This window comes from Campylobacteraceae bacterium (assembly GCA_013215945.1).
Taxonomy (GTDB): domain Bacteria; phylum Campylobacterota; class Campylobacteria; order Campylobacterales; family Arcobacteraceae; genus NORP36.
The window spans coordinates 1-12852 of record JABSOM010000013.1 but is presented as its reverse complement, the minus strand read 5'-3'; the positions used below and the strand labels follow the sequence as shown (position 1 = coordinate 12852).

General features: G+C 28.7%; 9 protein-coding genes. 4 read left to right on the top strand and 5 right to left on the bottom strand.

Features of this window, described 5'->3' with window-relative positions:
* Window positions 1-30: 30 nt before the first annotated feature.
* From HRT41_12745 to HRT41_12725, 5 genes are all read right to left on the bottom strand, one after another.
* Entirely contained in the window at window positions 31-249 is a 219-nt protein-coding gene (locus HRT41_12745) for a cold shock domain-containing protein (protein ID NQY24893.1), read from the bottom strand.
* Window positions 250-404: 155 nt separating this feature from the next.
* Window positions 405-956, bottom strand: a complete 552-nt coding sequence (locus tag HRT41_12740; protein ID NQY24892.1) for a manganese efflux pump — start codon at window positions 954-956, stop codon at window positions 405-407.
* Window positions 957-986: 30 nt separating this feature from the next.
* The gene (locus tag HRT41_12735; GenBank protein ID NQY24891.1) at window positions 987-1337 is read right to left on the bottom strand and encodes a hypothetical protein; all 351 of its coding nucleotides are present in this window, start codon (window positions 1335-1337) and stop codon (window positions 987-989) included.
* A 178-nt stretch (window positions 1338-1515) separates the two neighbouring features.
* Entirely contained in the window at window positions 1516-4746 is a 3231-nt protein-coding gene (locus HRT41_12730) for a transporter substrate-binding domain-containing protein (GenBank protein NQY24890.1), read from the bottom strand.
* 326 nt (window positions 4747-5072) lie between these two features.
* Window positions 5073-5777: a response regulator transcription factor gene (locus HRT41_12725; GenBank protein ID NQY24889.1), complete on the bottom strand. Its 705-nt coding sequence runs from the start codon at window positions 5775-5777 to the stop codon at window positions 5073-5075.
* Between the two features lie 179 nt (window positions 5778-5956).
* On the opposite strand from HRT41_12725, the gene HRT41_12720 reads away from it, so the two are divergent.
* From HRT41_12720 to HRT41_12705, 4 genes are all read left to right on the top strand, one after another.
* Window positions 5957-7768 (top strand): TolC family protein, encoded by a 1812-nt coding sequence (locus HRT41_12720; GenBank protein ID NQY24888.1) that lies wholly within the window; start codon window positions 5957-5959, stop codon window positions 7766-7768.
* A gap of 96 nt (window positions 7769-7864) precedes the next feature.
* A complete protein-coding gene (locus HRT41_12715) occupies window positions 7865-10048 on the top strand; it encodes a type I secretion system permease/ATPase (protein ID NQY24887.1) in 2184 nt (727 codons plus the stop codon).
* An 8-nt stretch (window positions 10049-10056) separates the two neighbouring features.
* Window positions 10057-11409 carry an HlyD family type I secretion periplasmic adaptor subunit gene (locus tag HRT41_12710; GenBank protein ID NQY24886.1) on the top strand — a complete coding sequence of 451 codons (1353 nt, stop codon included), beginning with the start codon at window positions 10057-10059 and terminating at the stop codon, window positions 11407-11409.
* 152 nt (window positions 11410-11561) lie between these two features.
* Window positions 11562-12852, top strand: a 1291-nt coding sequence (locus HRT41_12705) for a hypothetical protein (protein NQY24885.1), incomplete at its 3' end; no start/stop codon positions are given.

The window sequence follows — 12852 nt, the reverse complement described above, 5'->3', positions numbered from 1 at the left end:
ACAGTAAAAACTGTCTTCTAGAGGTAGATATTAAAGACCTGTAACGTTTTCCGCTTGAGGACCTTTTTCACCTTGAGCAACTTCAAAAGTAACTTTCTGACCATCGTTTAAAGAAACTCTATCATAACCATTACTGTTAATTTGTCTAAAATGTACAAATAAATCTTTTCCACCATCTTCAGGTTCTATAAAACCAAAACCTTTTTCACTGTTGAACCATTTTACTGTTCCGTTTACTAAAGTTGCCATTGCATTTCCTTGTTGTGTTAATATATCGTCTAATCTTAAATCATAAATGTTTATAAGAATTCGGAGCACATTATAGCAAAACTTATGCAACAAATAATTAATTTTGACCATAAAATCAAAAGAAAGCTAATATTCGTCTTTTTTAAGTATTTATTTTAGAATAAAGTATGCTCTATCAAAATTTTAAAACCAATCAATATTAAGACTACACCTCCCAATCTTTCGGCCTTGCTCTCTAAAAAAGCACCACCTCTTACTCCAATATACACAGCAATAAAAGAAAATACAAAAGTTACCATTCCAATAAGGAACATGGACAAAAAAGGACTAATAGACATTAAATCCAAGCTAAAACCAGCAGCCATGGCATCAATACTTGTAGCAACAGCTAAAATTAGTAAAATTTTATTTGTTAATTTTTTGATTATTTCTTCTGTATTTTGGGAAAAACTGTCTATTATCATTTTTATTCCAATAATACTTAAGAGTATAAATGCAATCCAATGATCAAAGGCCTCAATAAAACTTCCTAAACCAATACTCGCAAGATAACCAAACAGTGGCATGATTCCTTGAAAGATTCCAAAAAAGAAGGCTATTTTAAAAGCCAGATAAATATTGAATTCTTTTGATTTTACACCCAATCCAATAGAAACAGCAAAAGCATCCATACTTAAGGCAAAAGCTAAGAGCAAAACTTCAAACATATATATTCCTTTTATGATTTAAAATTAAAATTAAAATTCTGGTGTAAAACCTCTTTTAAGGAAAGCCTGTCTTGGTTTATGTACTTTTATAGCTCTTGGTGATAATTTTCTTGCTTCATAAATAAACCCAAAAAGTTCAAGGCTAATCATACCTGTTGTTGCATTTACGATGAAGTTAAGGACATGACCTCTTTGCACTAGGCCTGTTGATGTTAAGTCCATACTCTCCCAATCAAAAATTTCACCGCTTACGCCTTCGTATGGAGCTTCATATCCACCTTGTGTTCTATCCATTGCTTTTATGTCTAAATACAATCCATATGAAAACATGATGGTAAAAAGAAGACCTATGCTTGCAAAAGTTTTAATTAAAAAGTTCATGATCTTATCCTTTTATGTTAAATGCATTATAGTGTTAATTTTATAGGAAATAATTAAAGAAAAAATAGTGTAGATATTATAAAAAAATGCAAAGAGAAGGTATTTACATTTTTTAGACAAAAACATAGTATTAATTTATAGATATAAGTACACTTATTAATAGAAGCTATAGAGTATGTTATATTTTTAATGCAATCATTGTTATATCATCGTTTTTTATTTCATCTCCTTGATATTCTTTCATAGTACTAATAAAAACCTCTTTTTGTTCTTCATAGGGCAAAGTATGAACTTTTTTAAGTAGTTCTTGAAATTTTCTTTTTCCAAAGGGAAAGGCTTTTTTTCCTCCATTTTGATCTAAATAACCATCTGTTGATAAATAAAACTGCATACCCTCTTTAACTTCAATTGTATGTTCTGTAAATTCATAGTTAATATCACTTTTTTTGTATCCCACAGAATGCCTATCACTTTTTATCACTTTTAATTCATTTTCTTCAAAATAAAATAAAGGTGTTTCTGCACCAGCATATTTAATGTACTTTTGTTTTTTATTGTAATATAAAATCCCTCCATCAAAGCCTGCATTTGAAAGCGAGTCTTTATTGTCTTGTTTTAGAATTTTTTTCATACTTTTATTAAAATAACTCAAAATCCAAGCAGGGCTTACTTCTAAATTTTCATTGTTTACTATTTTTGAAACGACTTGTCTCTCTATTGCTTTTACCAGCATGGTTACAAAAGCACCAGGAACTCCATGCCCAGTACAATCAATTACCATTAAAAGACACTCATGCTCTCCTCTTAATTCTTCAAATAAATATATATCTCCACCTACTACATCTTTAGGACTCCATAATGCAAAATGTGTTTTAAAATAGATATCAAAAGTATCTTCTTCTGGAATAAGTGCATGTTGAATAAGTGCAGCATAATTAATTGAATCACGTGTTAATTTGTTACTTTCTTCAAGTTCATTTTTTGCATCTTCTAATGAAATAGTTCGAAGAGAAACCAGATTTTCTAAGTTTTTATTAAAAGATGAAAGTTTATCTTTTTCTTTTTGTAAGTCTTGCGTACGTTTTCTTACAAGCTGTTGTAATTTACGATTAGTAAATATAAAAAATATTATTAAAACAATGACAGCAAAAGCAATCTTGTAAAAAATCGTATAATCAATTTCTTTATTTATTTTTAATCCAATCCATCGCTGACGAATGGTATTGAGTTCATTTTTATTTATGCTGTTAAGCGTTTTATTTATAATACTTAGGGCTTCTTGAGGTAAAGATTTAATTAAACCTATATGTAATTGACGAGTGTTTTCAAGTTTGAAAACTACTTTTAAATTAAAAAAATGTTTTTTAATAATTATATGACTGGCAACTTCTAAATTTCCAATAAAAGCATCAATTTCATCATTTTTTAATTTATCAAGACCTTTTTTTATACCTTTAATAGGTTTAATAATTAAATTGGGATAGTCTTCTTTTAACATAGCATGTAAAGAAGTTCCATCTGAAACACCAATTCTAAGACCTTTTAATCCATTTAAGGAAGTAATAAATGTACTATTATTTTTCATAATAACACCATCTGACAGAACAATAGTTTTATCAGAAAAGTTTAAAAACTTTTTTCTTTTATCTGTAATACTTATAGCTGCTAAAATATCAACGTCGTTGTTTTTAGCAAGTTCTAGGGATTTACCCCATTCTTTTGTTTCTACAAGCTTAAATTTAATACCTGAGGTCTCTGCAATAATATCTAAGATATCGGCCATCATTCCTTCATACTTTTTTGATTTTTTATTAATAGCTTCAATAGGAAGCCAGTTTGGATCAACTGCAAATTTAAGTATAGGTTTTGTTAAGAGCCAAAGACTTTCCTTTTTTGTTAGGTCAATTGATTTATGACTTACTTCGCTCATCCAGTGTGAAGCTATAGTTCTTTTTTGCTCTTTTGTGATTTTTACGAAGGCTTTATTAATAATTGTGGCAAGTATTTTGTATTCTTTTTTACTTGCCATGTGTAAGGTTAATGGCATTCGGTTTTTAACTACATTATTAAACTTAAGTCCAGAAATGAAATTTTTTTCAATAGAATAAGAAGAAGAGGGATTATCGTTTAAAAAAGCGATACTCTCACCTGCTTCAAGGCTTTGCAAAGCTTCTAATAAGTTTGATACTTCATGTATAGAGATTTTTGGGTGTTTTTCTTTTAACCAAGAAGTGACCTCATAACCTTTTATTGCAACAACAGTTTTTCCATACAAAGAAGTAATTGATTTTATCTTTGGGTAGTTTGCTTTGGTGATATAATAGTCACTAATAGAAAGGTAAGAAGAGGTGAAATTTGCAAATTTTTCTCTTTCTTCGGAAAAATAAATAGCTGGCAACATATCTATTTGTGAATTTTTAAGTGCCATTAATAGTTCATTCCAAGTTTGCCCTGTTTTTACTTCAAAGTTTAATCCTGTAAGTGAAGAAATTACGTCAAGATAATTTTTTGAAAGACCATTATATTTTCCATTTTCATCAACAAAATCAAAAGGTGCCCAGTCCTTTTCTCCTCCTACGGTAATTACAGGATGACTCTTTATCCATAATTTTTCTTCTTTTGTTAATAAGAGTTTATTTATTTGGACGAATTCATTTGATTTTTTATAAACAGTTCTTTGTATTTTATTGAATTCAAATTGCGGAATAACTGCCATGATTTTATTGATTATAGTTTGTAGTTCTTTATGTTGATGTGTTATTCCAATATGTATGTTTGTATATTTTCCATACACTTTTTTTACAATTTTTAAATCATACTTTTTTAGTTGTTCTTTATCTACTTTATAAATGAATACTGCATTAATCTTCTTGTTTGTTGAAAGTATCTCAAGCATCTTCTCATTATCTGTATGCTCTATTAGATTAATTTCTGAAGAATAATTTTCTAAGATTGTTTGTGTAACAGCATTCTTTTGAACATATACGTGTTTATTTTTTAAATCCTCTATAGAATTTATGTTTCTATTTCCTTTTCTAACAACAAGAAAATTTGCTTTTGCATCATAAGGCATAGAATAATGAAAGTATTTTTTTTCTTTTTCTTTACTCCAACTAAGGTACATGATTCCATGAGTTGATTCCCCCTTAAGTGCATCGTTATAAGCGGCATTCCAAGTATCAAAGGAAAGAGGAATTATATTAATATTGCCATAGTGAGAAAGAAGGCGAATTAATTCTGTATGAATATTGTTATTTTCATTGTCGCTGTCCCAATAATCAATAACGGCAAGTTTAATTATAGTGTGTGTTTTAAGCCATTTTTTTTCATTTTCATTGAGTTCGATATATTTATGAGTGGAAGCAAAAAGGCTTAATGATAAAAGAAGAAAGATTAATAATTTTTTCATAATATTATTCCTTATAAATAAGTAAGGAATATTTTAGCATATAAGTGGTGTTAAAAGTTGATTTCATACTTAGTTATAGCATTTAATATATTACTTAAATGAATAAATATTAAATGAAATAAACCTTTTATTGGTAATTTTATTTTTTGCTTCGAAGATTTTATTAAATATTTTAGTCACAAAGAATTATTTCAAGTAATTTCAAATTTATAATTGTTATTTATTACTTAAAAGCTCATTTTTAAGTAATAAATAATTTTGGAATAAAAAAGACACATAATTGGGAATCCTTGAGTACAAACATAGTATTGAAAAGATTAAGAATATTAGTGTTGATAAATTAGTCTAAATCCTACCCCAGAGATATTATCAATTGCTTCTTTCCCTATTTTTTTTCTTAATTTATTCAGTAAATTTTTAAGTGCAGAATCACTCACTTCTTCTGGTTTTTCCCATATTTTTGTTTTAATTTCAAGATGGGGAACAACACGATAGGAATTTTTTATGAGGTATTCTAATAAGAGTAGTTCGTTGGAAGTGAGTTTTATATCTTCTTTCTTATTATTTAGCAAGACTTTCATATTAATATCAAATTCTGTCTCATTCATAAATTTTATTTTAAACATGTTTTGAACCAAAAGTTCATCTACACATTTTATTAATACATTATGTAGAGTCTTAAAATCAATAGGTTTGATTAAATAATCAACCAATTTAAGTTTTGTTGCATCCAATAAATAGTTAGTATCTAAGTGTGCAGTTAACAAAACTATAGGAATTACAAGGTTATCTACTCTAATCTCTTTGCAAAAATCAAGACCTGTTTTCCCTTGAAGGTTAATGTCTGAGATAATGATATCAATTTTATTAAGATTAAAGGCCTCAATGGCTTTTTCATAAGAAGCTACGGCAAAAACTTTGAATACTAACAGTTCTAAGGTTGCTGTAATATTTTTGCGTATATTTTCTTCATCTTCGATATAAAGAATACTTAAGTCCCTAAGAATGGTGTTCTTTGTATGTTTGTCCATAGTTTCACTTTTTAATAATTTTACATGCAGAGTATAAAAAAGTTATTATAAATAAGATAATTAAATAATATTTAAAGTTATACATGCTATAATTTTGATAATTAAGAATATTTATTATTATTTGTGTTACAATAGCATAAAATAAATTAATATTTTATTTTTAAATATAAAGGTACATAATGTCTCTATCTAATAAAATTTTCATATTTTTTATTCTTTCTTTTTCTACGTTGAATGCATTGTCTTTAAAAGAAGCTGTACAAAAAACATTTGATAACAATCCTGAAATAAAAGCAGAATTACACAATGAGGAAGCGTTTCAAGAGTATGTAGATGAAAAAAAAGCTGCTTACTATCCTACACTTGATTTAAATGCTGATTTTGAAAAAAATAAAAAAAAGAATGATCCTACTAATAGTATTAAAAATACGGTAAATAAAACAGGGTGGAAAGCAACACTTTCATTAGAACAGATACTTTATAATGGAGGCTTGACATCTGCTGAAATTGATGAAAACCAGGCCAATTATATTGAAAATAAACATAAACGAAAAGAAAATATTGAAAAAATTATAATTAAATCTTTGAATGCTTATTTAGGAATTGTTCAATACAAAGAATTAATGAGTTTATCAGAAGATATTATTGTTATTAATGAAGATAACCTTATAACAGCGAAAGATAAAGAAGAAATTTCAGGAGAAGTTCTTGAAACTTACCAAGTTAGTTCCAAACTACATTCTACACAAGAAAAATATCTTGAACAAGTAGACTTATACCAAAAAAATAGAAATAACTTTAAACGCTATGTATTAGAAGATGCCCCTGAATTAATCTGTCGTCCAATAATACATGCAAAAAATATTCCAAATACACTTACAGAAGCTCTAAAAGAAGGTGTGTTAAATCATCCAAAAGTACTTGCTGCTATTGAAGGAATCAAAAAACAAAAAGCAAAACTTGCACAAAGCAGTTCAAAATTTTTACCTACCATTAAATTACAATTAGAAAGCACATGGGACAGTGATTTAGAATTAGCAGATAATGGGATGCAAAAAGAGTATTTAGGAAGAATTAATCTTTCCTGGAATTTTTTTAGTGGAGGAAAAGATCAAAGTATTTCGCAAAGAGAGCGTAAGTTTTTATTAGAAGCACAAGAAAACTTAAATGCAGTTACTGACGAAGTTAAAGATGAAATCGAAACTGCCTATTCTAAATACCATAAAAATCTTAAGCGTGTTGAATTATTAAAATTGAATGTGGAAGATAATTTTAATATTGTTGATGTTTATAAACAAGAATTTGATGCAGGCACTAGAACTTTTATTGATATTTTAAATGCACAAGCAGAATTATTTCAAGCAAACAGTTCTTTAGTAAACAGAGAATTTTCATTGTTTGTTGATTATTATGATTTATTATTAACACTTTCTACTTTAAGTACAAGTATTTTAGAAGAAGACAAACAAGTATGTCAAAAGATAGTTAAAAAAGAAAAAAAGAAGGAAGAAGAGAGTGTTGATGATTTATTAAATGAATTATTCAAAGATGAGCCTGTAAGTAATCAAAATATAAAAGAGGATGCTTTAAATATTTCAAGTATCAAAAGTGAGAAAAGCTCTCAAGAAAATCTTTCTTTAAACATGAATAATAATGCAAACTCAATGCTTACTTCATCAAAACAAATTGATGGTTTCTTAGAAAATAAAATTTTATCCTTAAAAAATGATAATCATATTATAAATCTTGCAACAATATCTGCAAATACAGATGTAAATGTGTTTATATCGGAATATGAATTGAATGAATCCTTAATAACTGTTTTTGTCTATGGTGAAAACAGTCAATACAAAAAAATACTTTATGGAAATTATGAAACTTTTGATGAAGTGACAGAAATCTTATCAAGTTTAAATAAAAAAGTGTTGAAAAATAAGCCATATATTAGTAGAATATCAAAGAACAAAGATTTGTATAATAAATTCCACTAAAGGCACGATTTGCAAGAGAATCCTGAAGTCCAAAATATTCAAAATAATGAGAGTGAAAAGATTGTAGATAAATCTCCTGATAAACCCTCAAGTGAAATGGATGATTTACTTAATGCCGCGAAAACTATTGATGACTCAAATCAAAGTTTAGCAAAACTTCAAAACAGAAGACGAGTTGATTCTCTTTTAGATTGCCTTCTTTTTCTTACTAAATATCACAAACGAGAAACATCTGCAGAATCGATTATGTTTTCTCTTCCTATGCACAATGAAGTTATGAATTATGCGATGTTCACACAATCTGCTCAAAGAATGGGTTTATTAACCAAAAATGTAAAACGAAAAAATATTGCAAGCATTACAAAATTAGCATTGCCTTCTGTTTTATTATTAGATAAAGACAGAGCCTGTGTATTATTGGATTATGACCTTGAAAAAGGTACGGCTACTACAATTATGCCTGGAATTAGTTTAGGGCAGACAGAACTAAGTATTGAACGCCTTGAGGGAGAGTTCTTAGGCGAAGTCATCATTATAAAACCAGAGTACAATTATAAAAATAGAATTAATAATGATATTGTAATTGAAAATCCCAAAGATTGGTTTTGGGGAACAATGAAAAGAAATATGAGTATTTATAAACAAGTAGCTTTAATTTCTTTGTTTATTAATATTTTTATCATAGCAACTCCTTTATTTACAATGAATGTTTATGATAGAGTTTTACCTAATAATGCGATGGAAACTTTATGGGCTTTGTTTATTGGTATTACTATTATTATGATTTTTGATTTTATTATGAAAATGGTACGTAGCTATTATTTAGGAATTGCAGGAAAAAGAGCAGATACAGTAATATCCAATAAAATATTTAATCATTTATTAAATATTAAACTGGATGCAAAACCCGCTTCAACAGGACAGTTTGTATCAAGATTACAGTCTTATGAAAGTGTAAGAGAATTTTTTACTTCAGCTACCATGGCTGCTATTGTTGATTTACCCTTTGTTATCATTTTTATTATGGTTATATTTTTTATTGGTGGTCCTTTAGGATACATTACTTTAGCTATTGTAATTATTTTAATACTAACGTCTTGGTATATGCAAAAACCACTTAAAAGTATTGTGGAAAAATCAGTAAAAGAAGAACAATTAAAACAAACTACTTTAATTGAAACAGTTACAGGCCTAGAAATTATTAAAAGCATACGTGCTCAAAATAGAATGAAAACACATTGGGATAAATCCGTTTCTGCAACAGTTCATTATGCTGAAGAAGGGCAGTTTTTATCTCATAGTATTAATTACTTTACGGCATTTATGTCACAGTTCTCAAATATATTAATTGTTGCTGCTGGTGTTTATTTAGCAAGTAATGGAGAAATGACCATGGGGGGAATTATTGCTTCTATGATGTTAAATGGGAGAGTAATAGCACCTGTTTCACAAATTGTGGGTATGATTATACGATATGATAGAACAATGTTGTCCTTAAACAATTTAGATGAAATCATGCAAATGCCGCTTGAAAAAGAGGATAAACTGTATATTTCAAGACCAAATTTAAAAGGTGATATTGAATTAAAAGATTTAGAATTTACCTACAGTGAAAAAAATTATAAAATCTTAAAAGACATAAATATTACTATTAAACAAGGTGAAAAAGTTGCTATTCTTGGTAAAATTGGTTCTGGTAAGTCTACTTTATTAAAACTTATTTTGAATTTATATGAACCAAACAGTGGGTCTGTTTTGATTGATGGTGTAGATACTAGACAAATTGATCCTGTTGATTTGAGAAAATCAATGGGAATAGTACCTCAAGAACCTTTTTTATTCATGGGTTCAATAAAAGATAATATTACAATTGGTGAACATTTTGTTACAGATGAAGAATTATTAAAAGTAGCTAGAATTGCTGGTTTAAATGAATTTTTAGATAAACATGAAGCCGGTTTTGATTTAATTGTAGGTGAACGTGGAGAAGGACTTTCTGGTGGTGAGAGACAAAGTGTTACTTTAGCTCGTGCATTGATTTCCGATCCTGCAATAATAATGCTTGATGAACCTACTAATGCGATGGACAAACAAGCTGAGTCTTCATTTATTGAACGTTTGGAAGATATCATTGAAGATAAAACACTGGTACTAGTAACTCATAAAACTTCTTTATTAAAATTAGTAGACAGAGTTATTATTTTAGAAAATGGAAAAGTAGTCGCAGATGGAACAAAAGAAGAAATTTTTAATAAAGCAAGTCCAAGCACAAAAAGGTAAATAATTTTATGGCAGATGATTTTAAAAATGACATGAACTTTGTTAATACAATGTATGCGAATGCAAACGAAGCACCCAATTCAAGATCAGGTTTTTTATTTATGATAATTGCAGCTTTGTTTGTAAGTGCTATTTTATGGGCAGCATTAGCAGAAATTGATGAATTAGCTAGAGGAAACGGAAAAGTAATCCCCACAGATAAGATTCAAAAGATTCAAAATCTTGATGGTGGAATTATTTCTGAAATATTAATAAAAGAAGGTCAAATTGTTAAAAAAGGCGATGAATTAATGAAAATTGATACTACGCGTTTTCAAGCTTCTTTCCAAGAAAATAAAGCAGAATACTATAGTTTATTGGCAGTAAGAACAAGGTTATTAGCTGAAACTACCGTTAAAATTAATAGAAAAGTTCCTGTTTTAAAATTTGATGACATTATCTCTTTGAAAGAGAATGAAGATTATGTACGAGCAGAAAACAGACTTTTTAAAAACAGATTTACTGAGCTAAAAGTTTCAATTAGAGTTTTAGAAAATCAATATGAACAAAAAAAACTTGAAGTAAAAGAAATTACAAGTACCATCAGAAAGTTAAGAAAATCTTTAAAAATTATTAAAAAACAGCGAGCTACTATTGCAAAACTTGTACGTTCAAGAATTAAATCTAATTTTGATTTATTGAATATTGAAAAAGAGTATGAACAAGCTTTAGGAGATTTAGAAACAGCTTTAATTTCAGAACCAAGAGCAAAACTAGGTGTTGATGAAGCACGTAATAAAATAGAAGAAAAAGTACAAGGCTTTAGAACAGAAGCTTCAGATACTTTACAAAAAACACAAAGTGAACTTAGAAAATATAAAGCAAGATTGGTTGCAGAAAAAGATAAAGTAGACAAAACTACAATTGTGTCACCAGTTGATGGAATTGTGAAACAAATTCATATTAATACTATTGGTGGAGTAGTAAGGTCTGGTGAAGATTTAATTGAAATTGTTCCTCAAAGTGAAGTTTTAGTAATTGAGGCTAAAATTGATCCCAAAGATATTGCTTTTATTAATCCTAAACAAAAAGCTATTGTAAAAATTACGGCATATGATTTTTCTATTTATGGGGGATTAGAAGGAAAAATAATTGAAATATCAGCGGATAGTATTGTTGATAAAGAAAGTAAAGATCAAAAGACCTATTATCGAGTCCTTGTTAAAACGAATAAGAACTATTTAGAACGAAATGGTGAGCGTTTGCCAATTATTCCTGGAATGGTTGCTAGTGTGGATATTATAACGGGTAAAAAATCTATTTTAGACTTTATTTTGAAGCCTATTTTGAAAACAAAAAATAACGCCTTACATGAGCGATAACTAGTATTAAAATAATAAATAAATAGTATAATAATATTTAAAATACATCAAAAAAAAGATTAAATGTAAAAATATATTATTTTATTATAAAAAAAACTTTTTAGAGACTTTTTTGTAGTAATATTACTGTAATTATTCCTAGGAGTCTTTTCATGTTAACATTAATACTAAGCGAGCAAAATTTATCCACATCATATAAAATTGATTCTGATTTATCTAAAGATATATTAAAAAACATTAATACTATTGTTTTACAAGATAGTAATACCACTATGATCATAAACAGTTTGGGTTCAAAAGCAGAAGCTGTTTTCTCAAAAATCGTTGATGTTATTACTGAACTTAAACTTGTAAACATTAAACAAGTACAAGAATATTTTGATGATGCACTTGCTGGAAAAAGTTTTGAAATAGATATCTTAGAACAATTAAAAGAGCTTCTAAGTACTAGTGATTTTGATTTTGAAGTTATAGATTCCCTTGAAGCTGCTGCTGGTTCAGTAGACATTAAAGATGAAACAACTTTTGTATCTGGGACATCGACTCAAAGTGATAAAAAAGACTATGATTTAAATGAAAGATCTTCAGACTCTGCTTCTTCATCTGAAGCGGCTGATTCTAGTGCCCCTGATGATTCAAGTGACTCTAGTGCTTCAGCTGATTCTCCTAGCTCTTCTTTTTCAAGTTTTTCATTTGGCGGAATAGGTGGTGGAACAGACTCCCCAACGTCACCCCTACCTGTGGTAGATGAAAACACTAATGATAATACTCCAATAGTAACAGTAGATGTAAGTGGATTAGAAGCAGGAGATGTAATTGATTTAATTGATACAATTTCTGGTTCAGATGTAATAATTGGAACATATACAGTAACAGGAACTGAAACAACTCCAAACGCTGTAGCAATTCCGGTAACTACAGACTTAGCAGAAGGAGCACATACTTTAGTTACAGAGGTTACTAATGCATCAGGAAATGCAAGTGACTCTTCAGCAGAAGTATCAGTATATATAGATAATACAGCTCCAAGTGAAACACCAGTAGGAACAACTGATACAAATACACAAGATACAACACCAACAATTAGTGTAGCATTACCAGTAGATGGAGCAGGAGATTCAACATTAGAAGCAGGAGATGTAATTGAGATTACAGACTCAAATGGTGAAGTAATAGGGAATCATGTTCTTACACAAGCAGAAATAGATGCAGCACCAGCAACAGTTGACGTAACAGTAGGTGAAATTGATGGCGTAGTAGTAGATCCTGCAATCACATTAGACCCTGATACAGAAACAACAGTAAATGTAGGCTTTACCGATGAAGCTGGAAATGCTGGACCAACACAAGCTATTGATATTACAACAGATAATACAGCTCCAAGTGAAACACCAGTAGGAACAACTGATACAAATACACAAGATACAACACCAACAATTAGTG

What these genes read in the sequence shown, in the direction of transcription:
- HRT41_12710 (NQY24886.1), top strand. Translation starts at nt 10,057, where the DNA reads ATGGCAGATGATTTTAAAAATGACATGAACTTTGTTAATACAATGTAT.
- HRT41_12725 (NQY24889.1), bottom strand. Translation starts at nt 5,777, where the DNA reads ATGGACAAACATACAAAGAACACCATTCTTAGGGACTTAAGTATTCTT.
- HRT41_12720 (NQY24888.1), top strand. Translation starts at nt 5,957, where the DNA reads ATGTCTCTATCTAATAAAATTTTCATATTTTTTATTCTTTCTTTTTCT.
- HRT41_12745 (NQY24893.1), bottom strand. Translation starts at nt 249, where the DNA reads ATGGCAACTTTAGTAAACGGAACAGTAAAATGGTTCAACAGTGAAAAA.
- HRT41_12730 (NQY24890.1), bottom strand. Translation starts at nt 4,746, where the DNA reads ATGAAAAAATTATTAATCTTTCTTCTTTTATCATTAAGCCTTTTTGCT.
- HRT41_12740 (NQY24892.1), bottom strand. Translation starts at nt 956, where the DNA reads ATGTTTGAAGTTTTGCTCTTAGCTTTTGCCTTAAGTATGGATGCTTTT.
- HRT41_12715 (NQY24887.1), top strand. Translation starts at nt 7,865, where the DNA reads ATGGATGATTTACTTAATGCCGCGAAAACTATTGATGACTCAAATCAA.
- HRT41_12735 (NQY24891.1), bottom strand. Translation starts at nt 1,337, where the DNA reads ATGAACTTTTTAATTAAAACTTTTGCAAGCATAGGTCTTCTTTTTACC.